The organism is Kitasatospora sp. GAS1066B (assembly GCF_041262605.1).
Classification (GTDB): Bacteria; Actinomycetota; Actinomycetes; order Streptomycetales; family Streptomycetaceae; genus Kitasatospora.
On record NZ_JBGCCO010000010.1, the window covers coordinates 191914 to 213104 of the forward strand.

At 68.1% G+C, this 21191-nt stretch carries 22 protein-coding genes; 12 read left to right on the plus strand and 10 right to left on the minus strand.

Annotation, left to right across the window (positions count from 1 at the left end; translation table 11 throughout):
• Nucleotide 1: 1 nt before the first annotated feature.
• From kdpF to ABH937_RS13975, 4 genes are all read right to left on the minus strand, one after another.
• Nucleotides 2–91, minus strand: a complete 90-nt coding sequence (gene kdpF, locus ABH937_RS13960; RefSeq protein WP_184937114.1) for a K(+)-transporting ATPase subunit F — start codon at nucleotides 89–91, stop codon at nucleotides 2–4.
• Nucleotides 88–300, minus strand: coding sequence for a hypothetical protein (locus ABH937_RS13965; RefSeq protein ID WP_280693274.1), 213 nt, complete (start codon nucleotides 298–300; stop codon nucleotides 88–90). The genes kdpF and ABH937_RS13965 overlap by 4 nt, the downstream gene beginning before the upstream one ends.
• A gap of 184 nt (nucleotides 301–484) precedes the next feature.
• Nucleotides 485–2485 (minus strand): APC family permease, encoded by a 2001-nt coding sequence (locus ABH937_RS13970; protein WP_280693350.1) that lies wholly within the window; start codon nucleotides 2483–2485, stop codon nucleotides 485–487.
• 148 nt (nucleotides 2486–2633) lie between these two features.
• A complete protein-coding gene (locus ABH937_RS13975) occupies nucleotides 2634–4580 on the minus strand; it encodes an APC family permease (protein WP_370218325.1) in 1947 nt (648 codons plus the stop codon).
• 558 nt (nucleotides 4581–5138) lie between these two features.
• Here ABH937_RS13975 and ABH937_RS13980 point away from each other — a divergent pair.
• Nucleotides 5139–7124 (plus strand): putative Ig domain-containing protein, encoded by a 1986-nt coding sequence (locus tag ABH937_RS13980; protein WP_370218326.1) that lies wholly within the window; start codon nucleotides 5139–5141, stop codon nucleotides 7122–7124.
• Between the two features lie 144 nt (nucleotides 7125–7268).
• The gene (locus ABH937_RS13985; RefSeq protein WP_280693277.1) at nucleotides 7269–7706 is read left to right on the plus strand and encodes a hypothetical protein; all 438 of its coding nucleotides are present in this window, start codon (nucleotides 7269–7271) and stop codon (nucleotides 7704–7706) included.
• 6 nt (nucleotides 7707–7712) lie between these two features.
• Here the strand turns inward: ABH937_RS13985 and ABH937_RS13990 are convergent, their stop codons facing one another.
• The 6 genes from ABH937_RS13990 to ABH937_RS14015 form a co-directional block, all read right to left on the minus strand.
• Complete coding sequence (locus ABH937_RS13990) at nucleotides 7713–8228, minus strand: universal stress protein (RefSeq protein ID WP_280693278.1); 516 nt, start codon at nucleotides 8226–8228, stop codon at nucleotides 7713–7715.
• A gap of 123 nt (nucleotides 8229–8351) precedes the next feature.
• Nucleotides 8352–9704 carry an EVE domain-containing protein gene (locus ABH937_RS13995; protein ID WP_370218327.1) on the minus strand — a complete coding sequence of 451 codons (1353 nt, stop codon included), beginning with the start codon at nucleotides 9702–9704 and terminating at the stop codon, nucleotides 8352–8354.
• Nucleotides 9705–10312: 608 nt separating this feature from the next.
• Nucleotides 10313–10930 (minus strand): hypothetical protein, encoded by a 618-nt coding sequence (locus tag ABH937_RS14000; protein WP_280664024.1) that lies wholly within the window; start codon nucleotides 10928–10930, stop codon nucleotides 10313–10315.
• Entirely contained in the window at nucleotides 10927–12156 is a 1230-nt protein-coding gene (locus ABH937_RS14005; protein ID WP_280664023.1) for an MAB_1171c family putative transporter, read from the minus strand. Before ABH937_RS14005 ends, ABH937_RS14000 begins: the two co-directional genes overlap by 4 nt.
• A 6-nt stretch (nucleotides 12157–12162) precedes the next feature.
• Nucleotides 12163–12741, minus strand: coding sequence for a hypothetical protein (locus tag ABH937_RS14010; protein ID WP_280664022.1), 579 nt, complete (start codon nucleotides 12739–12741; stop codon nucleotides 12163–12165).
• A 248-nt stretch (nucleotides 12742–12989) separates the two neighbouring features.
• The gene (locus ABH937_RS14015; RefSeq protein ID WP_280664021.1) at nucleotides 12990–13445 is read right to left on the minus strand and encodes a transcriptional regulator; all 456 of its coding nucleotides are present in this window, start codon (nucleotides 13443–13445) and stop codon (nucleotides 12990–12992) included.
• A 391-nt stretch (nucleotides 13446–13836) separates the two neighbouring features.
• On the opposite strand from ABH937_RS14015, the gene ABH937_RS14020 reads away from it, so the two are divergent.
• From ABH937_RS14020 to ABH937_RS14065, 10 genes are all read left to right on the plus strand, one after another.
• On the plus strand, nucleotides 13837–14490 hold the full coding sequence (locus ABH937_RS14020) for a WhiB family transcriptional regulator (protein WP_370218328.1): 654 nt from the start codon (nucleotides 13837–13839) through the stop codon (nucleotides 14488–14490).
• A gap of 60 nt (nucleotides 14491–14550) precedes the next feature.
• Nucleotides 14551–14910: a hypothetical protein gene (locus ABH937_RS14025; protein WP_280664019.1), complete on the plus strand. Its 360-nt coding sequence runs from the start codon at nucleotides 14551–14553 to the stop codon at nucleotides 14908–14910.
• A 566-nt stretch (nucleotides 14911–15476) separates the two neighbouring features.
• Nucleotides 15477–15773, plus strand: a complete 297-nt coding sequence (locus ABH937_RS14030) for a hypothetical protein (RefSeq protein ID WP_280664018.1) — start codon at nucleotides 15477–15479, stop codon at nucleotides 15771–15773.
• Nucleotides 15774–15775: 2 nt separating this feature from the next.
• Complete coding sequence (locus tag ABH937_RS14035) at nucleotides 15776–16501, plus strand: ATP-binding protein (RefSeq protein WP_280664017.1); 726 nt, start codon at nucleotides 15776–15778, stop codon at nucleotides 16499–16501.
• Nucleotides 16501–16848, plus strand: a complete 348-nt coding sequence (locus ABH937_RS14040) for a DUF4326 domain-containing protein (RefSeq protein ID WP_280664016.1) — start codon at nucleotides 16501–16503, stop codon at nucleotides 16846–16848. The genes ABH937_RS14035 and ABH937_RS14040 overlap by 1 nt, the downstream gene beginning before the upstream one ends.
• On the plus strand, nucleotides 16845–17264 hold the full coding sequence (locus ABH937_RS14045; RefSeq protein ID WP_280664015.1) for a DUF6195 family protein: 420 nt from the start codon (nucleotides 16845–16847) through the stop codon (nucleotides 17262–17264). The genes ABH937_RS14040 and ABH937_RS14045 overlap by 4 nt, the downstream gene beginning before the upstream one ends.
• Before the next feature lie 62 nt (nucleotides 17265–17326).
• Nucleotides 17327–18493 carry a DUF2637 domain-containing protein gene (locus ABH937_RS14050; RefSeq protein ID WP_280664014.1) on the plus strand — a complete coding sequence of 389 codons (1167 nt, stop codon included), beginning with the start codon at nucleotides 17327–17329 and terminating at the stop codon, nucleotides 18491–18493.
• A gap of 84 nt (nucleotides 18494–18577) precedes the next feature.
• Nucleotides 18578–19120, plus strand: a complete 543-nt coding sequence (locus ABH937_RS14055; protein WP_280664013.1) for a hypothetical protein — start codon at nucleotides 18578–18580, stop codon at nucleotides 19118–19120.
• A gap of 639 nt (nucleotides 19121–19759) precedes the next feature.
• Nucleotides 19760–20143 (plus strand): hypothetical protein, encoded by a 384-nt coding sequence (locus tag ABH937_RS14060; RefSeq protein WP_370218329.1) that lies wholly within the window; start codon nucleotides 19760–19762, stop codon nucleotides 20141–20143.
• Between the two features lie 9 nt (nucleotides 20144–20152).
• Nucleotides 20153–21157 carry a bifunctional lytic transglycosylase/C40 family peptidase gene (locus tag ABH937_RS14065; protein WP_280664011.1) on the plus strand — a complete coding sequence of 335 codons (1005 nt, stop codon included), beginning with the start codon at nucleotides 20153–20155 and terminating at the stop codon, nucleotides 21155–21157.
• Nucleotides 21158–21191 lie beyond the last annotated feature (34 nt).

The window sequence follows — 21191 nt, forward strand, 5'->3', positions numbered from 1 at the left end:
GTCAGAACTTCTCCGGGTAGATCAACGCCACGACGAGGTAGCCGACGAGGACGACAGCGACGATGAGACCTGCGAGATTCTCGACACTCACAGCTTCTCCACCCCCCGCGCGATCAGAGCAAGGACGGCGAACACGGCGACCGTGATGCCGACGAAGACGAGATCGAGCATGAGCTCCACCAGTTGCTTCAGGAACCTGGCCGTGGGCGGCCGAACGGCTCCACACGACACCGGCGGCAGACCGGCTGGAGTAGCAAATCGTGTGTTCGAGCCGTACCGGCCGTTCTTGACGGCCTCCATACGGCGACCATCGCCCTGTTGACGGCCTCCATACGCCGTATCGAGGGCCGGTCACGGGGCGATAACACGGCGGCAACGGCGCGGGGCCCGGGCGGATGATCCGCCCGGGCTCCCGTCACTCGTTCGTGATGATCGGTCAGGTCAGACGTCCCCGGTCAGACGTCCCCGGTCACACGTTCTCGGGTCACACGTTCTCCGGTGCCTCGATCCGCTCGCGCTTCTCCTGCTGGCCGCCACCCGGCTCACCGCGGCGCATCGAGCCGGGGCCCCGGCGGGCCGGGTGATCGGCGCGCGGTGCCGAGGAGAGCTGCCAGGGCACGCTGATCACCATCACGCCGGGTGTGAAGAGCAGCCGGCTCTTCAGCCAGAGCGCGGACTGGTTGTGCAGCAGGTGCTCCCACCAGTGGCCGACCACGTACTCCGGGATGAAGACCGCGACGGCGTCCCGGGGGCTGGTGCGGCGCACCGAGCGGACGTAGGCCACCACCGGCTTGGTGATCTCGCGGTAGGGCGAGTCCAGCACCTTGAGCGGCACCCGGATGTCGAACTCGTTCCACTGCCGCCTGAGTTCCTCGACGTCGTCCTTCTCCACCGCGACGCTGAGCGCCTCCAGCGAGTCCGGGCGGAACGCCTCGGCGTACCCCAGTGCCCGCAGCGTCGCCTTGTGCAGCTTGGAGACCAGCACGATGCCGCGCACCTTGGACGGGCGCACCGCCTCCGCGTGCGGATCGTCCACCGTCAACTCCTCGGCGACCGCGTCGTAGTGCCTGCGGATGCCGCGCATCATCGTGAAGAGCACGATCGCGGCGAGCACCGCGAGCCAGGCGCCCTCCAGGAACTTGGTGGCCATGACGATCACGAAGACCAGGGCCGTGGTGCAGGCGCCGAACGCGTTGATCACCCGGGAGCGCCGGGCGCGGGCCCGCACCGCGGGGTCGCTCTCGTTGCCGAGCACCTCGTTCCAGTGCCGGACCATGCCGATCTGGGAGAGCGTGAAGGAGGTGAACACGCCCAGGATGTACAGGTGGATCAGGTTGGAGACGTTCGCCTTGTAGCCCCACAGCAGCAGGATGTTCACCACGGCCAGCGCGATGATGCCGTTGGAGAACGCGAGCCGGTCGCCGCGGGTGTGGAACTGCCGCGGCAGGTAGCTGTGTTGGGCCAGGATCGAGGCGAGCAGCGGGAACCCGTTGAAGGCGGTGTTGGCGGCCAGGATCAGCACCAGGGCGGTGACGGCCTGGATGAAGTAGAAGAGGAAGCTGTGGTCGCCGCCGAAGATCGCGGCGGCCAGCTGCGCGATGACGGTCGGCTGGGACGCCGTGTGGCAGTCGCCCGGGTAGCCGACCAGCTGGCAGGTGTCGTTGGTCTTGTGCACCTTGGTGATCAGCGCCAGGGCGGTGATGCCGACGAACATCACCACGGCCGTGATGCCCATGGCGGCCAGCGTGGTGGCGGCGTTCTTCGACTTGGGCTTTCGGAAGGCCGGCACGCCGTTGGAGATCGCCTCGACGCCGGTCAGCGCGGTGCAGCCGGAGGCGAAGGCCTTGAGGCCCAGCATGATCAGCGCGATGCCGGCCAGCGTGCCGTTGTGGTCGGTCGGCAGGATCGCGTACTGGGCACTGGAGGCCACCGGCTTGTGACCGAAGGCCGTCTTGAGGAGGCCGGTGATCACCATCAGCATGATGCCGAAGATGAACAGGTACGTCGGCGCCGCGAAGGCCTTGCCCGACTCGCGGACCCCGCGCAGGTTCACCGCGGCCAGCAGCGCGACGAACCCGCAGGCCATCGGGACCCGGAGGTCGCCGATCGCCGGGAACGCCGAGATGATGTTGTCCACCCCCGAGGCGACCGAGACCGCCACGGTCATCACGTAGTCGACCATCAGCGAGGCGGCCACCACCAGGCCCAACCGGTCGCCGAGGTTCTGCGTCACCACCTCGTACGAGCCGCCGCCGCCCGGGTAGGCGTGCACCACCTGCCGGTAGGAGAGCACCACGACCGCCATCAGGGCCACCACGGCGGCCGCGATCCACGGCGTCAGGTAGAGGAAGGCGGTGCCGCCGACCGTGAGCACCAGCAGGATCTCCTCGGTCGCGTAGGCCACCGAGGAGAGCGGGTCGGACGCGAAGATCGGCAGTGCCACCCGCTTGGGCAGCAGGGTCTCGCCCAGCTCCTCGCTGCGCATGGCCTTACCGATCACGAGGCGTTTGAGCGCCTGGGGCAGGTTGAACACAGCGTGAGCGTATGCGTCCGCTGCGTATCGGCCACGGGCGACTCGCGGGGCCGGCGGTCTCCCGACCCGTCCCGGCTTCGCTGCCTCGCCGACCCTCGCGCTACATCCGCAGCCGCAGCCGGCAGACCACCGCGTCGGTGCCGCGGCGCAGCGCCCGGTCCATCAGCACCCCGCGCTGGTTCTGCAGCGCCCGCTGCCAGAAGTGCACCGGTTCGACCTCGGCGATCAGCACCGTGATCCGGTCGAATCCGCCGTCCTCGGCGCGCGGCTGCTCGGCCAGCCCGTTGACGAAGCCGACCAGCGGCCGGCCGAGCCGCCGGTGCGCGTCCCGCACCTCGACCAGCGGCACGCCCGGCTGCCACAGCTCCCAGTCCCGGCGCAGCGCCTCGGCCGACTGCCGGTCCTCGGCGTCCGGCTCCGTGGGCACCACGGTCACCGCGAGCACCTCGTCGCCGAGCGAGAGGGCGGCGGAGAGCGCTTCCCGGGTCATCCGGGTGAGCGAGTGGACGGGTACCACGACCAGCGAGCGCTGCGGGGTCAGCGGCCCCGGGATCCGGCCCAGCTCCAGCCGCTCGCCGATCCGCGCGTACGCCCGGTGCACCAGCTCGAAGAGCAGCACCAGCAGCGGCAGCGCGACCACGATGCCCCAGGCGCCCTCGGTGAACTTGGTCCCGGTGACCACCAGGGTGGCGACGCCGGTCAGCAGCGCGCCGAAGCCGTTCAGCGCCGCCTTGCCGCGCCACCCGGGACAGCGGCACAGCCACCAGTGCTTGACCATGCCGATCTGGCAGATGGTGAAGCCGACGAAGACGCCGATCGAGAAGAGCGGCACCAGGCTGTTCACGTCCCCGCCGGAGGCCACCAGCAGGCCGGCCGAGACCACGGCCAGGAAGAGCACGCCGTGCCGGTGCACCTGGTGGTCGGCACGCAGCGCGAAGACGTGCGGCAGGTGGTTGTCCCGGGCCAGCAGGCGCATCAGCACCGGCAGGCCGCCGAACGAGGTGTTGGCGGCCAGCGCCAGCAGGATCACGGTGGCGAACTGGACCACGTAGAAGCCGAATCCGTGGCCGAGCGAGGCGTCGGCCAGCTGGGCCAGCACGGTGACACCCGCCACCGGCTGCAGGTGGAAGCGGCCGATCAGCACGGCCAGACCGATCAGCATCACGCCGAGCACGGCGCCGAGGGCCACCTCGGTGTGCTGGGCCCGCTTGACCCGGGGAGCCCGGAACGAGGGCACCGCGTTGGCCACCGCCTCGACGCCGGTCAGCGCCGAGCAGCCGGAGGCGAAGGCCTTGAGCAGCAGCAGCGCGCCCACCGAGGTCGCGTTGGCGGCCAGCGCGGAGGCGTGCCCGGCGGCGGCCGCGGTGCTGGCCGGGGTCGAGCGGAACAGGCCGATCAGGATGATCGCCATGATCGAGAGCACGAAGACCGCGGTCGGCAGCATGAACCAGCGGGCCGACTCGGCGATGCCGCGCAGGTTCACCGCCGTGACCAGGACCAGCACGCCCAGGCAGAGCCAGACCCGGTCCGGGTAGAGCGAAGGGAAGGCGGAGGTGAGCGCGGCCACGCCGGCGGTGACCGATACGGCGACGTTGAGGATGTAGTCGATCACCAGCGAGGCCGCGGCGGTCAGCGCGGTGCGCCGGCCCAGGTGGGTCTTGGCCACCGCGTACGAGCCGCCGCCGTCCGGGAAGGCCGCGATCACCTGACGGTAGGAGGCGGTGAGCACCGCGAGCAGCAGCGCGATGGCGGCGGTGACCGGCAGCGTGAAACCGAGGCCGTAGCTGCCGGCCGCGGCGAGCACCAGGACGATCGACTCGGGCCCGTACGCGACCGAGGCCATCGCGTCCAGCGAGAGCGCGGCCAGACCGCCGAGGGCGGTCAGCTTGTCCCGGTCGTGGGCGCGGTCGGCGGCCTCGTGGATGTCGGCGTCGTGGGCATCGGCGTCGTGGGCGTCGGCGTCGTGGGCATCGGCGTCGTGGGCGCCCGGCTCGACCGCCCCGGTATGCGGGGGTTCGGCCTGAACGGCGTCTGGAGTGACGGACATCGGCTGGCTCCTGTGTGCTCGGCTGCGTTACGCATCGTCCCCGGAGCGGCGGCGAACCATCCGTGTTCTATACGCGTTCCTAACGGTACTTTCAGTGATTCTGACACTCCGTTGACGTCCCCTGACTCGATGTCGGGCCCGCGCTGACTCAGTGTCAGGGGTCACAGTTTGATCAAGCGGCTACCCGCGTAAACCAGCGCCCACCTGCCGTCTTTCTATTCACTGTATTCAGTGGAATATCTAATTGAACGAACTGCCCCACCGAATCCGTTGACCCGCGTTCATCAGCTCTGGTTGGCTTCAGCCCGGCAGACGGCGGACCACCCCCCACAAGGTGACTCTCCATCAGTTCCCTTGGTCCGTACCAGATCGGTGGCAGTTCTTTTTCGGCTTTTCCGGCATTTCCGGCAGCGCTCGAGCGGAATTCGTGTCGAATTCCGGCGACCGCCGCCGCATTCCGGTCGGCCGCCCCGAGCCGGTGCGTGGCCGAGGAATGCCGTCGGCTCCTGTCCACGCAACAGATCGCCCAGCCGCCCAAGAGGCGGTGAGCCGATCGGCATGAGAGAGGCAACCCTCCACATGGGTCTTTCCCCCACCACCCGGTCCGCGCGGTACAGCGCCCTCGCCGGTCTCGCTTCACTGGCCCTGGCCACCGCCGGTCTGACCGCCGCGGCCGCCCCGGCCATGGCCAGCAGCAACGCGGCCAACGGCGCCGTCCCGGCCGTCTCGGGCCAGGCCCACCACAACGCTGCCCTGGCCGGCTCCGCCATCAAGAACGAGTTCAACCCGTTCAGCTCCTCGATCAACGCCAGCAAGCTCCCGGGCATCCAGCAGTACGAGGCCAAGCGCCGGGCCACCATCGCGAACCAGGCTTCGGCGGCCGCGACCGGCGCGGAGACGCTGTCGTACGGCGGCGGCGTGGACGGCATCGGCGTCCAGAGCGGCCACTCCAAGGTCTACTTGGTGTTCTACGGCTCGCAGTGGGGTTCTCAGACCACCGACAGCAACGGGAACGCGAAGTTCTCCGGCGACTCGGCCGGCGCCGCGGGCGCCACCCAGCAGATGTTCAAGGGCATCGGCACCAACAACGAGCTGTGGTCGGCCGACCTGACGCAGTGGTGCGACGGCCCGAACGTGGCCTCCGGCGCCACCAGCTGCCCCTCGAACGCCAACTTCATCCCGTACCAGGCCGGTGGCGTGCTCTCCGGTGTCTACTACGACAACTCGGCCGCCTCGCCGAGCGCCGCGACCGGCAACCAGCTGGCCCAGGAGGCCATCAAGGCCGCCGGCCACTTCGGCAACACCACGGCCGCCGCGAACCGCGACGCGTACTACATCGTGCTGTCGCCGCACGGCACCGACCCGGACAACTACCAGGACCCGAACACCGGGTACTGCGCCTGGCACGACTGGAACGGCGACACCACCCTGACCGGTGGCGCGGCGTCCTCGCCCTACGGCGACATCGCGTTCAGCAACCAGCCGTACAACATCGACCAGGGCGCCAACTGCGGCGTGGGCTTCGTCAACTCGCCCGGCACCCTCGACGGTTACACGATGACCCTCGGCCACGAGTGGCACGAGATGATGTCGGACCAGAACCCGGCCGGCGGCTGGACCAACCACACCGGTGACGCCACCTACAACGGCCAGGAGAACTCCGACGAGTGCGCCTGGCTGAAGCCCGGCACCGCCGGCGGCGCCGCCATGGTCAGCTTCGCCACCGGCACCTTCGCCGAGCAGGCCAGCTGGTCCAACGACACCAACGCCTGCTCCATCTCGCACCCGATCGTGAACGGCGGCGGCTCGACCGGCGGCAACACCGTCACGGTGACCAGCCCCGGCGCGCAGAGCGGCACCGTCGGCACCGCCGTCTCGCTGCAGGTCAAGGCGACTGACAGCGCCTCGGGCCAGAGCCTGACCTACTCGGCCACCGGCCTGCCGGCCGGCCTGTCGATCAGCACCTCGGGCCTGATCACCGGCACCCCGACCGCCGCCGGCACCTCCTCGGTGACCGTCACCGCCAAGGACACCACCGGCGCCACCGGCACCGCGACCTTCGGCTTCACCGTGACCACCTCCAGCAGCTGCACCCCGGCGCAGCTGATCGGCAACGGCGGCTTCGAGACCGGCAGCGCGGCCCCGTGGACCGCGACCTCCGGCGTGATCAACAGCGACATGAGCAGCGAGCCCTCGCACTCGGGCAGCTACGACGCCTGGCTGGACGGCTACGGCAGCGTCCACACCGACACCGTGTCGCAGACCGTGAAGATCCCGGCCGGCTGCAAGGCCACCTTCACCTACTGGCTGCACGTGGACACCGCCAACACCAACTCGACCGCTGACGACACCCTGGTCCTGCAGGCCGGCAGCACCTCGCTGCAGACCTTCTCGAACCTGAACGCGGCCAACGGCTACACCCAGCACACCGTCGACCTGTCGGCCTACGCCGGTCAGAGCGTCACGCTGAAGTTCACCGGCAGCGAGAGCGGCAACGGCCAGACCAGCTTCGTCCTCGACGACGCTGCGCTGAACGTCGGCTGATGTAGCACCTTCCAGCGTCTTCCAGCACCACGACCGGGGCGGGCCAGCTGGCCCGCCCCGGTCTTTTCGTGTGTGGCGGGATCCGAACCGTCCCCTCGTGCGTCCGATCCCTGTCCGAAGCAGCCGTCTTACGGAGGAACCGACATGGCTCACCTTGCGCACCCTCGCCACCTGCTCATCGGGCTCGCCCTCGCCCTCCCCCTTGCCCTGACGGCCTGTGGCAGTAGCACCCAGCACGTCAGCACCCCCGCCAGCACCCCCGTCGTCCTCAGCCTCGACGACAACGCCGACCACAGCACCGTCCACGCCGCCGTCGGTGCCACCGTCCAGGTCACCCTGCACAGCACCTTCTGGTCCCCGCTCACCAGTTCGGCGCCTCAGGTGCTCGCGCCCACCGGCGCCACCACCGCGCCGGCCCCCGCCAGTTGCCACCCGGGCGGCGGCTGCGGCACCGTGCTGACCACCTTTCAGGCCCGCACGGCCGGCAGCGCCCAACTGACCGCCACCCGCACCTCCTGCGGCGAGGCCAAGCCGTGCGCACCCGGCCAGCAGAGCTACACCGTCACGGTGCAGGTCGGCTGAGCCGGCTCAGCCGACGGGCTCCAGCGGCAGGTGGTAGGCGTTGCGCCGCTGGATCACCGCGAGTTCACGCTGCAGCAGCGGCCGGGGCACCGCCAGCACCGGGCACTCGGCCCGCCGCACGCAGTAGCCGCTCACCGACGGACCCAGCCGTCGCCACCAGCGCCGCTCCCCCGCACCCACGATCAACACGTCATCCGGCCCGTCCGCCGCCGCGACCAGCGCCGCCCCCGGCTCCCCGCGCACCGCGACCGCGCGCAGCGGCACGTCCGCCAACCCGGCCGGGAACGCCTCCGTCAGCGCCGTCGTCAGTCGCTCCACGGCGGCCTCCCGGAAGGCCGACATCAGCGGCGGGCAGGGCGCGCGGCGGAAGCTGTACTCCCCACCCGGCGGCATCCAGACCAGCACCGCGAGCACCTCCGCCCCGCTCCGCCGAGCCTCCCCCACCCCCCGGTGCAACGCCGCCAGACTCCCCAGCGACCCGCTCACCCCCACCACGACCCGCCGCCGCTCCACCACGCCCACCCCTTCTCCCTCTGGGTCACCTCACCCCAGCAAACGGGACCGTCACGCGCGGCTCCAGGGCCCTGACGCTTCCCTGACGCCCCTATCGCCCATCCCAACGGCCCTCTGACGGCTGCGCGCTTGCTACCCCCAGACGTCGGCGTCTGCTCCCGGCCACGCGAGCGTCACCCCGGCCCGTTCGCAGATACCCAACCAGCGCTCCTCCAACGGCGTCCGCTCCAGCCACAACACTCCGCGCACCTGCGGTGCCCGCGCACTGAGCTGATCCATATAGTCCAGCAACTGCCCTATCCCAGTCCGCAGTTGATGCGATTCGTTCTCGGGCCGCAAGGACTTCACCTCAGTCACCGTCAACGTGTCCCCGTCGTGCCACGCGATATCAAAGGCAGGGTCGGCGGGCGTCGGCGACAACGGCTTCATGCCCCGTGCTCGCACCTGCCTGGCAAGCGCGTTCTGAAGGTGCCGGTGCGTGCTGAGGTTCTGCCCCATCAGCTCGGGGTCCGGGGCGCTCGGCTTAGCTGGCGCCGGCACCGTGGTCTCGTCCTCGACCCGATAGTCACAACCCACGGGCACACCCGGAGCGGTTACCGCGGCTCCCACTCGGATCAGGTGGAAGTGGATAACCTTCCGCTCGGGTCCGCCGTTCGTGGATTTGGCTCGCCCCCACGAGTGCGGCTCACTGGGGTCAAGGATCCACTCACCTGCATAGCGAACCGTGCCGCGACTGCCGATGAAGAGTCGAAGGTGCCGACCGTCCTCAAGGTGATCCCGGATGGCCTTATTGCCCTTGGTGAAGACCTGATCGCCGTTCTGCCCCTCACCGGTATACCGGAAGTGGTCGTCGGACTCCCAGAGGTCGTCGTAGCCGTGCTGCTCACCGGTGCTGGCGTCAGTGAAGAACAGGACGTTCTTGGACCGCACCGACGGACTGATGCCTCCCTGCCGGCTACCCCCGTAGCGGTCATGGAGCTCAACTCGGCGTATCTCTTCCCCGGGTTCGAGGGGCCAGTCCTCATCCACCGACAGCGCACTCCCCGGCCTCGTAGCCACCACCCGCTGAGCTTCGGCGGCCAGTACCTCCCACTGCTCATCGGTCAGGCGGTGCGGGCTCCCCTCCAAAGACTGGGACAGGATCTCAGCTCCGACAAAGGCGCCATTGTCCCTGAACCACTCGCGCGAGATCGGAGACTCCAGCCACGTCTCGACCGTCAGCGGCACCACATCCCGCGCCCCTGGCGGCTCATCCCAGTACTGATCGTCCGCCCCCGCGCCATCGACCCAAGACGGCTCTCCCGTGAGCTCACCAACCGCAACGACACCCCCGCCTGGACCACTCACCCACAGTGCGAACGGATCACCCGTCCGCATCTCCGTCAGGTTGCGCTGGACCGTCCATGAGTCCAACTCACCACCCTCCGCCCGAAGATCATCGATCCGGAACCTCGCCGGGTCGCACACCAGCACCCACGCCGTCATGACACCCACCCCTTCCCCCACTGTCGTAGAGCCACAGCGTAGTCACGCAGCGCGGGCAATCGAACGGGATATCGACTGGTTCAGGCACCCCTGCCGTTCAAGGGAGTGCGGGCTAACCTGACCAGCCCGCGCGCCAGGGCAGCACGGATCGCAGAAGCTTCCCGACCTGCCCCCAGACTGCGACGCCCGTGACCCGACGCTCCCTCAGCCACCCAGCCGGTGCCTGCTTCTGGGTCGGGTGATGCAGCGTGAGACAGACGCCGATTCCTCACCACCCAGCGCTCGCGCGGCGGAAGCACAACGAAACAACCCCCGACCTGCGTTTCCGCAGATCGGGGGCCGTCTCTCTATCCTGTGGCTGGTGCAGGGTTCGAACCTGCGTAGCTTGCGCGACAGATTTACAGGCCGTCGCGTAAACATGGCCTGACCTGCTGAAACCTGATCCGACACCAGCCTTGGTCCGTGGCTGGTCCGGATCAAGCAAGTGCGTCCGCAATGAGCCGCATGGAGTCCTCACCACGACGGCCCCGGAGATAGGCCCCGAGGGTGCGGCCGGAGACGGCGGTCACGAGGCCCTCAGCCGGTGAGCGCAGACCCGTGGGCCCTCGCTATCGAAGAAGGACGAACGTCAGGGCAGCAGTGCCGCCCAGAGCCGTGCCAGCAAGGATCTGCGCGATCGTGTGGGCCTTGAGGATGATCCGGGACCAGCCGATGGCGATGGCGCCGAGTACGGCGGGAAGCGCCCAGGGGCCGAAGACCAGCAGAAGGATCATGACGGTCCCGCCCGCCACGGAGTTGTGGATCGAGATCTGCCAGCGGATGGTGACCAGCAGCGAGGAGACGAGTCCGACGAGCATGGCGACCACGAGTGCAGAGACGTCGGACGGGGCGTTCAGGACGTAGAGCAGGGTGATGCCGACGACTACCGAGATGAGGCTGAGGGCCATCGGGATGACCCGCTGGCGCCGAACCCGGATGTGCTTGTCGGTGAGTTCTCCGCGCTTGACGCCAAGCAGCACGATGCTGATGGGGATCACGCCGCAGAAGAGCGCGGCCAGGAGTCCCCAGCCGACGCCTGCCCAGGAGTGGGTGCTGTGCCAGCCGACGAGCAGCAAGAGGACGATGACCAGGTTGGCAGGAGCGAGGACATCCGTGATGATCTTGGCGGTCTTCTGGGCCGGGGTGCAGTCCGAGAAGGCGGGCGGTGCGGGCGGTGAGAAGGTCACGGTGTAGCTCCTGATGGGGCGGAACGGGCGGTGCTAAGCCGCTCGACGTGCTGTCGGGCGAAGGTCACAGCGAGGTCTGAGAAGTAGGCGTCGGACAGGTCTAGGAGGAGGCGGGCCTCGGTGTCGAGGTCGCTGCCGGCCTGGGCAGGTGCCTCCGGGCTTCCTGCGCGGGCGAGTCCGGCGGTGTGGGCCTCGCGGGAAGCCCGCAGCCAGCAGGCGTCAGCAGCGGTGGTGGCCGCAGGGCCTACGAGTCCAGCGTCCTCGACGTGGTCCGCTGCCCGAAGCCGAACGGACATCGGCGCACTGCCGTTCAGGATGAGGATGGCGTCGCGGATCTCGATGGTGCGCCGGTACAGACGGCCGCGGGCGTCACGGACGTCGAGGGCGTCGTGCACCCTGTGCCGCTTGCGGCCGTATCGGATCTGAGGGGCAGCCTCGCTGAGGTGGTCCCACAGTCGGTAGAGCTTGGTCAGATCGCGGTGCTGAAGGACGGCAGTCCGCACCTTGGGGTAGGTCGGCATGGTGCTCCCGGCGCAGATCAGCAGCAGCGGCACGAGGGCCAGGAGACCGTTCAGCGCAGCGTCCGCTGCCGCTGGCACCGGGTGCACGTCGAACCGGGCAAAGAACAGCATCGAGGCGCGGTGCACCGTGTAGAGGATGCCGATACTCGTACCGAGGCAGATCAGGCCAAGACCCCGGCGGAGGAGCGCCGGACCTGGCCTTCGAGACCACTGCCACGAGAGCCGCGAGGCGGTCAGCATGGCCCACCCGAAGTACGTGGTCCAGACCAGGACGTACGCCAGCACCAAGGGGTCGTCTGGGTAGGCGGTCAGCAGGTCAACGGCCTCGTGCGGACGCTCGGCCATCACGAACAACGTGATCATCACCGCCAGCGTCACCACAGGGACCACGACCCCAACGCGCATCAGTCGCACCCCGGTTGCAGCAGCCGGCCGGGAGCTGGCCATTGCAGCAGCCAGGAAGTGTAGGACGAATGCCGCAGCGCTGACTGCCGCAGCGTGCTTGAACAGCGCGGAGAGGCTGTTGACCCCGATAGTCGTGTCCAGCCACCGGGCGGCCGGATCTGAGGAGAAGCACATCTCCAAGCCGAGCACGAAGAAGGCCGCCCACAAGGGACGCTTTTCCTTGTTCCGCCAGGCTCCCGGCGCCCGCCAGACCGTGATGGCCCACAGGGCTGCGCAGACGCTCAGATTGATTACGATCATGGTCGTCTACTCGGTCAGGGCGTTCAAGAGGTGGCTCGACAGAGGGTCGGTTGGGCGCTTGGCTGCCTCTTCTGACTGGCGAATCCGCCGGGCAAGCACGCCTGCGAGTCCTTCGGCATCCTTTTCGTCGGCGTGCGTGTAGCTCGTGCGACCGAGAAGACTGACGATGCGATTGATCGGGAAGCCGGCCCACTCCTCGACGGAGAGGACTTCTGCAAGACTGCGTCGCCGGTCGGAGGACTCGACCGGCACCTCGTGTTCTTCCGTAGGCAGGCACGAGTGCCCGAGCAGCATGTGGCACAGCTCGTGAAGGATGATGTGGGAGCGATGCAGCGGGCTCGTCGCGTTTTCCACGAAGATGTGGTCGGCATTCTCCAGGGCGATCCAGGCGCCGCACGGCAGCTTGTTGGACGCGCCCTTGTGCTCTATCGCGTGGATGTGAATAGGTCGCCCACGCCTCGAAGCTATGCTTTGGCACAGCTTCTCGATGGTGAACGGGACCGGTATATCTAGGGTGGCTGCGATAGCAGAGAAATCGCCGCTTGCTCCGCTACCCTGGCCGCCCTGTCTGCGCCAGTTACGCATGATCCTTTTCCCGTTCTGAACTTTCCTTCCGCTCCCCCGGATTCAAGCCAAGAGCTTAGGTGAACGGCAGATGCGTCAAATGTGACCCGCGCAACTTCCGAACCGGGAGACTGCGGAGCGTTATGTTCGACTCGCGCAGCTACGGGCTGGATCAACGCCCGGACGATGGTTCATCACTTACGGTAATGAACCATGTGATCGAAACGTGATCTGACTACAGATCAGATGGCCTGGCGATAGTCAAAGACTTAACCATCGGATTCCTTATTGTTGTCGAGACCTTCCAGGGAGCGGGCCCGCTCGATGAATCCTGCGAGGGTCGACAGGGTCTCCGGAGACAGGCCGTCAGCCCGCAGGGCGAGATTCTGAACGGCCTTGTCCTTGATAAGTCGCTCCAAGTCCTGCCGGCCCACCGGCGAATCGCTCTCAGCCGGGGCGGCGGCGGGCTCCTCGTCGTCAATGAAGTAGCTCGCTCGCACCTTGAAGACCGCCGCTAGCGCCTTGACGGTCGAGGTGGTCGGGTTGTCCTTCGTGCCGGCGCGGAGCTTCTGGATCAAGCTGGCGCTGATGCTCCCGCCCTCGTCTCCAGACTCGGCAGCCCAGGCCGCAGTGAGGTCGGCCACCTCCTGGTTCGTGAACTTCCTCCCGGCTGGGCTCGGGACGGTCGCGAAGAGGTGGTTCAGTCTGTGCTTGAAGACTCCCAAGGCGATGCTCCATAGATGCGGCGATGTACACACTCTAGTGCGCCGCCGGCACCCCTAGGGGAGTCGGGTGCACTTTAGTCTCCCCATCACGCGTACTTTGGTGTACGTTACTTCCAACAGCAGGACGCACCAAAGTCCGTCTCTGCTGGTCAGGCGGGGTGTGGACGGGGGCGGAAGTGCGCCCCGAACCGCCCCGTGGATTCTGCTCCCGGCCTAGACGTGGGGCGCGAGAGGGGGGTCGATGCCGTAACGACGGCCAGAAATGAGACCGGCGTCCTGGAGCTACCAACTCCTGGACGCCGGGGCAGCGCACCCGAAGGGCGCCGATTCACTACTACGCGGGCAGCGGGACATCTTTGGCGAGAGGCCGCTGCACGCGCTCCTAGCAACCATGGAGTATCGCATGCTTGCCATGCCCGGGGGAACCTCATCCCAAGTAGCTGGCCACAGCCAGCAGCGGCCCACCGTATCTCACCTTGCCCAATCGGCTTTGCAGGGCGACTGGAACCCACTTGTCGGGGAATCCAGGAAGGCCAGTGGGAAACACTGGGCCGAAGACGCCAAATGCGATGGCCAGGACACCGAAATCTTCTTTCCTACCGGGGACGGACCACAGGAAGACCCGGTGGAGACCGCGAAACGCCTGCGCCTTGCTCTGGTCAAGCCGCTGAATCTGTGCGCATCGTGCCCGCTGGCGACAGCCGCCCGATGCCTGGTCGAGTCCTTGCGGGATAACGAAGAGTTCGGAATTCGAGGCGGCCTCCTGGCCTCGGAGCGTTCGGCCCTGCGCACGAGTTGGCAGCAGCGCGTGAACGAGTCCGCTGTCCGGCGAGCGCTACAGGGTTCGACCGCGACGCTGAGCAAGGCTGAGCGGGACGAGGTGGTTGCCCGGTTCGCGGAGGACCTGTCGATGGACCCTGGCGCTGTCGCAAGGGGGCTCGGGGTCACGCACGACTACCTGTTGAAGCTCGCGCGCACCCATCGCCAGAAGCACCGGCCGGAGCAGGCCGCGCCGATGCCGATGCACAGCACCGATGCCGCCTAATCGGTGGCGAGGAAACGATTCTTCCCCGCAATGAAGCCCTTGCGGTCCGGGAGCCTCACCATGTCTCAAGACGAACTCACAGCCTCAACGCACAAGAGCCTCGGGCAGGCGCTTCGGAAAATAGCACCCACTGCGGTTCTGGTCCGGATTTACCCGGAGCATCGGGCCGACACCTACTTCTTCGAGCCGGACTTCCACCGCCTTGTCCGCGACCGTCAAGCGGAGGAGGGAGCGGTCCGCCTAATCCGAAGCTATTTCGGCGACCAAGCCGACTGGCGGGTCGCCCACGACTTCTACCTTCCGGCCGGGGAACTCTATCTCACCCCGGAACCGCATCAGAACGGGTATATCCCGGAAGACGATGAGTCATTCGGCCTCGCACCGGCACGGCGCATAGCGATATTCGACGGGAACTTCTGATGAGTGAAATAGCCACGGACCTGGTGTGGTCAGAGTCCAAGTCGTGCAGGGGATCACGGCTCGTCCTGCTCGCGCTCGCCCGTGAGGCCGACGAGAAGGGTCGTGCATCCCTGACCCTGGAAGAGATCTCCCGGCTTACCGGGCTCACGGTCCGCTCGATATCGACGTGCCTCGGAGATCTGGCGTCGCTCGGCGAACTCAGCCGCGAGCGCGGCGGGGGCGCCTCCAACCCCAACAGTTACTCGATCCTCCTCATTGACCAGGCTGCCGGCACTCCGGCCGTTCCGAGCACAGAACTTCCTACTTCGCCCCCGGAGATGCCGCAACCCGGAACAAGGTTCCCGGAAGCATCTTCCCGGAAGACCTCTCCGACGGCCCCAAGGTGGAAGTCTCTGCATGGCGAGTCGGAAGTTTCGTCATCGCATACGCGTGGTGGTAATACTCCCTACGGGAGTATTACCACCACCAAAAAGCAAGCTAGCTTTCCTGGTTCAAATCTCCGAGAATCTCCGGCCGGACAGAACTCGGTCGACGTCCCAGCAGGCGCCAAAGAGCTGGTAACAGCGATGACGGGTGCCGGAATGATCGTCGGCTGGCGACTGACCGAAGCGGAATGGGACCGGGTAACAGCTCTTGCGGCCCGCTGGGGCCACGGCAGGCTGGTCGAGATGGTCGCCCGGCGCTGGAACGCCGACCGCCCGCCGCTGTCCGCCCGCTACCTGCTTCGCATCTGGGCGGACCTCCCGGCGCAGGCCCCGGAAGCAACGGCTCAGACCAACGTCGTCCCGCTGCGACGGCAGCCCGGGACCTGGGTTCCGTTCCAGAACACCGCCCAACCCAGCGCCTACCAGAACGGATTCTGATCATGGCCCAGCCAGAGCGCGTGGCCAGCGCCGCATCCCTGCGGGCCATGGAACGAATTCTCGCCGCGAGAGGGCTACAGGTCGTGCCGGGAGACATCGGCGACACCTCGCCGGAGGAGAGCCCGGGCGACCAGCAGTGGCACCACCGCGCCCGCGCCGAGTACGCGCTGAGCCGCTGGAGCGCGGCGACGCCGCCCCGGTATCGCGACGCCGACGCGACCCTTCCGGAGGTCACCGCCTGGGCCGATCGCGCGCTCATCGACAACGCCGCCGCCGGTGCACTGCTCCTCACCGGCCAGACCGGGACTGGCAAGACCCACGAAGCTTTCGGCGCACTGCGGCGGATCGCGGCCGGCGGCCCAGACCGGTTCGAGGTGATCACCGTGAACAGCGCCGACATGTACGGCAGGCTGCGGCCCTCCCAGGTCATGGGCGCGGCGGAGCGTGAGCTGCGACGGCTGAGCGAAGTGCAGTACCTGCTGCTGGACGACCTCGGCACCGCGAAGGCTTCGGAGTGGGTCGAAGAGGTGACGTACAGGCTCGTCAACTACAGGTACAACCACTGCTTGCCGACCGTCATCACCTCGAACCTTCCCGCCCGGGACGAGAACGGGCCGGACCTGACCGACTTCGTCGGAGCCCGGGTGGCAAGTCGGCTTGCCGAGATGGTGACCAGCCTCGTGCCGATGATCGGCGCTGACCGTCGGCGCGGCGGGAGGGCGGCCTGATGCCCGTTCGTCTCTGCGGAGCGGCCCCAGACGCCGCCGGGCTGTCCACAGCCTGTGTGTATGTCGGGCCGCGCAGCAAGTACGCGAACCCGTTCACGGCAGGGGAGCGCGGCCCATCGCTGGTCGGAGCGCCGATGGACGCGGCGGAGGTGGTGGACCTCTTCGCAGCCATGCTGCGGGGTCCGGTAGGTCACTGCTACGCCGACCGCTTCGCCCATGCACTTCGCGGCCGGGACCTCATGTGCACCTGCCCTCTGGATGCGCCGTGCCACGCGGACGTCCTCCTTCGACTCGCCAACGACAGCAACACAATCTCCACCTGCTACTTCCTGGAAGGCTCCCGATGAACCACCCGATCATGGTCGCTGCGGCCGAACACCTCACGGTCGGCGAGAAGCGGCGCACTGCCGCTCGGGAAGACGCCTTCCGCGCCTGGGGCCCAAGGTCCATCGAGGCGGCGGCGCGGTACGCACGCCAGCTCCTCGGCGACGAGGCAACCTCGCTCGGCTGGGAGACCATTGGCCTCCTGTCCTTCGAGGAACACCTCCAGGCGTTCGCCTCGCTCGACACCGTCGGCGGCCAGCAGTTGGAGCTCTACTACTCCGACCACGGCGGCACCGAGCGCATCACGCTGCGGGTGTCGTGCACCAGCTGCCCCAGCCAGCACCTGCACGAGGTGGCATCCCTGGAACAGCTCGGACAGCTGCTCTCCCAGACTCCGGCCTGGCCGTTCATCGCCCCGCGCGACGGAGGCAACCTCTGATGTCGCACGTACACATAGAGCAGACGGACGCAGAGCCGCGGAACGCGGTCTCCCTGCAAGGCATGACCGGCTGGGACCGCGCGGCGGTCACCCTGCTCGGCGCGGCCGGCTTCGCGTTCTCTTACGACGCGCTCAGGCAGATCGCCATCGCGATCCACGCACGGGAGAGCCTGAGCTACCTATTCCCCGTGTTCATCGACGGCTTCATCGCGTACGGCGTCCGGGCGATCCTCCTCCTTCGCCACCGGCCGTTCTTCGCGCGGCTGTACACCTGGTTCCTCTTCCTCTCGGCGACCGCAGCGAGCCTGGGCGCGAACGCCCTACACGCGATCACGCTGAATCGCGGTCCGCAGTCCGCGCAGTCCCCGCTGCACCTCACAGACACCGTCGTCGCGGTGCTGTCGATGCTCGCGCCGCTGGCGCTGGCGGGCTCCGTGCACCTGTACATCCTGATGGCGCGGACCGCCGAATTGTCCGTCCCGGACCGCACGGAGGGTGGTCCCGGACTGGTCCGCCAAGACGCTCCGCCACCCGCCAGCACCACGACAACGCCGGAGTCTCACCCGGCGGAGGCCGCGTCGACGACCGAGACAACCGGCGTCGCAGCCCCACCGTCCCCGGCAGTCAGCGCCACTCGTACGACCGTTGACCTGCGGAAAAGCGGCAGCTATCAGCACAGCGAGCCTGCCCCGGACGGTTCAGGCGTGCGCCCGTCCGCAGCGGCGGGCCCTGCGGGCGAGGAGCAGGACCAGGTGGACAACCTCGCCACCGCCCCTGCGGACCGCGAGGCGCTACCTCAGTCTGCGGGTGCGGCCGAAGCGCCGGTCTCGGAGGCGGTCCGCGTCCGCACGGACGGCGAGGAGCTGCCCGTCCCGAACGGCGCCTGGGCCCCACAGGACCGGGAGGCGCTGCCGCCTCTGGCTGCGGCCGAGGCGCCGGCGCCGGAGGCGGTCCGCACCCACGCGGACGACGAAGAGCCGTCCGTCCCGGACGACGTCGAACTCCCGCAGGATCGGGAGGCCGACGACGAGTGGCTTCACGACCTGCTGCCGGTCGCGCGGGCCGCTTCCCGCCAGGCGGGACGGATCAGCCGTGACGCGATCCAGGAAGCGGTCCGCGCTCGGCTGCCGATCAGCAATGACCGCCTTGGCATCCTGCTGGCCCGGCTGAAGGACGAAGAGGACCGGCGCGCGGAAGCCCCCGCCGGTGCCTCCAGCACCATCTGGTGATCTCATCTCATTGGTGCCACGCGGTCGCTGCGGCCTCCCACCGCAGCGACCGCGCACAACCCTGTTGACCAGGAAGGAAAGACCATGTGGCGACGCCGGCAGAACCAGGCCGAGGACGCCGTCCGTCCCGATGGCGTGCAAGCAGCGTCCGCGCTCGCGCTTCACCTCCAGAACGGCGGCCCGTTGACGCCGGTCCCGATGGCGGACTTCCCTCTGGCTGAGGGTGAGGTCGCCCTTGCGGACGTGTGGTGTTCGGCCGCCCGGTTCTACGGGACCGAGGTCGAGCACCGACGCTCGACCGGGTACTTCGAGACCCACCCGACGTTCGGCCAGCAGTGGGTAGCCAACCCTCTCGACGCCCGGCGGCGCCGAGAGGCGGAGGCTGCCGCCGAGCCGCAGTGGCGCGACCACACACCGGCCCGGCTGGTCTTGACCTCCGCCGGAGTGCGACTCAGGCCGTCCGGTTCGCCGGACTGGCTGCCGTTCGACCACTCCCTCCTGACGGCCGTCACGACAGGCCCCGCCGAACTCGTACTCTCCTACGCCGTGTGCGCCCCGGTGCTCATCACCGGCCCCGCAGCCGCCTGGCTCGGTGTAGCGATCGAGCACCTTCGCCAAACCGCGTGAAATAGCCTTTCGCGGAAGAAGCCGGAACCTAATTCCAGGAATTAGGTTCCGGCTTTTTTGCTGATTCGAGTTGTCCGCGGACCTCTGCGAGGATTTGGGCACGGCCAACGCCACAAGGCAGATCCGGCCAAATGGAGCCTTCTTGCCTGGGCTCACCTTTTCCGAGAAGGGGATGATTGCCTTGATATGAGTGATTGCGTCATCCGCATGCCCGCCCCTTTTTAACCATGCCATGAGCTGAGGGAACATGGGGCTCGGCATCGGGGCCGAACGAAGGCCCGAATTCTCTGGCGAAGCGCCGGTAAAGACCGCAGAGGAATTCTCTCCCTCCGCGAAGGGGGCTGCGGCCCCCTCTCTTTGGGGCCGCAACCCCCGATCTCTCGAAATCCCCTTTCGCACCAAGGTTGTGGTTCCCGCATGCCTCGATCCATCCGTTTCATACGCATATCAGCCACTATGGGCGGCGTCGGGGCCCTGGCCGTACTCACGGCCGGCTGCTCCAGCTCGCCGACGAGCCCTTCCAGCGCCGCGACCGCGCAGCCGCACTCGGTGTCGGCGAACAGCACCGAGTCGAACGCTCCCGCTGTCGCAGCAGGCCCGGCCGCGACTCCGGGCACAGCTCTGCCGGGGGACGCCGAGGTGACAGCACGGGCGTTCACCACGGCCTACGTCGAGCACGATGCTCGCGACGGCAAGGACGGCTCCTACGCCGATGCTGGCGGCCGGGCAGCCAAGTTCGCGGCCGGTGAGCTGGTGGACATCCTGAGCCAGAAGCGGCCGAGCCAGGATGCCGCGTGGGCCAAGCTGCGCGCCGAACAGGCCGTCCAGACGGTCGAGATCACCTCTGCCGCAATTCCGGACGGCGCTCCGGGCCCGACGCAGACCTCCGCTCTGATTCGCGTGAACTACACCCTCACCACCACCCCGCAATCCGGGCCGGAACAGCGCAGCAGCGAACAGCTCGCCCTCCGTCTGGGGCAGACCTCCCAGGGCTGGCGCGTCACCGCGCTGCCCTGGGCGTGACGAGGCTCGATGAACAAGGGCGCACAAGCAGGCGTGGGATTCGTCGCGGCGCTGACCGTCTCGGGGATCACACTGCTGACCACGTTCGGCGGGGCCGACACCGCCTCCGCCAAGGAGACCGGCCCAGGCGGTGGCATCGCCACCGACGCTCCCGTTCCCGGCTGGGTCCGCGACCTCGTCAATAAGCACGCTGGCGAGTGCCCGCAGGTCACGGCATCGCTCCTGGCGGCCCAGCTCTACACCGAGTCCAGCTTCGACCCCAAGGCCGTGTCGCCGGTTGGAGCAGAAGGCATCGCGCAGTTCATGCCATCCACCTGGGCCCAGTACGGCGCGGACGGGGACGGCGACGGAGTCAAGGATGTCTTCAACCCGGCCGACGCCGTCGCGGCGCAAGCCAAGTACGACTGCGTCCTTGCCAACGAAGTCAAGGGCGTGCCAGGGGATCCCACGGAGAACATGCTCGCGGCGTACAACGCGGGCAGTGGTGCCGTGATCAAGTTTGGCGGCATTCCCCCGTACGCCGAGACCCGGGACTACGTGAAGAACATCCGGGACCTGGCCGCGAAGTGGGCGGACGCCATCCAGCCGGGCGTCCCTGGCAGTGACGGCGCCGCTCGGGCGGTGGCCGCAGCGAAGACGGCCTTGGGGACCTGGTACCAGTGGGGCGGCAACTGCGTCTCGCCGTACGCGGGTTCGGACGGCTGCGACTGCTCCTCACTCACCAAGATGGCCTGGGCCTCGGCCGGCGTGAACCTCCCCCGAACGACCTACGACCAGGTCAATTCCGGCACAGCCGTGGCCAGCGTCTCTCAACTCGCCCCGGGTGACCTGCTGTTCACCCCAGGATCGGACGGCAGCGCTGCGGCTCCTGGGCATGTCGCTATGTACATCGGCGACGGCCAGGTCATCGAGGCGCCGCACACGGGAGCGGTCGTACGGATCACTCCGCTCGCCCAGTGGACCGGCTCTGCGGGCCCGATCAACACCATCGTCGCAATGCGGCATATCAGCTAAATCACCGCAAATAACTCTTAACGGACTAAGGATC